Raw genomic sequence first — 250 nt, 5'->3', positions numbered from 1 at the left:
GGTTGGTGAGGCGGTGGGGGTACCGCCCGTACTTTGAGAACTACACAGTGGACGCGAGCATCTTCAGCGCAGCCTTCGGGCCGCGTTGTAATGATGATCTTAAAGATCATTAGTCAATTTCAATTTTGACGATTCGAACTCATGTTGTTTCAAGTCTTTAAGAGCAAACGGTGGATGCCTTGGCATCTGGAGCCGAAGAAGGACGTAGCAATCTGCGATAAGCCTCGGGGAACTGATAAGCAAGTTTTGA

Annotated in this window: 1 rRNA gene; it reads left to right on the top strand. The window is 48.8% G+C overall.

The features are described 5' to 3' along the window. Positions 1–147: 147 nt before the first annotated feature. Positions 148–250: ribosomal RNA gene (locus KHB019_RS15100) — 23S ribosomal RNA — on the top strand; the annotation flags it as partial.

The sequence above is a fragment of the Microbacterium sp. KHB019 genome (genome assembly GCF_037285405.1).
GTDB lineage: Bacteria > Actinomycetota > Actinomycetes > Actinomycetales > Microbacteriaceae > Microbacterium.
The sequence above is the reverse complement of the archived record's forward strand: the minus strand, read 5'-3'. Positions and strand labels throughout refer to the sequence as shown.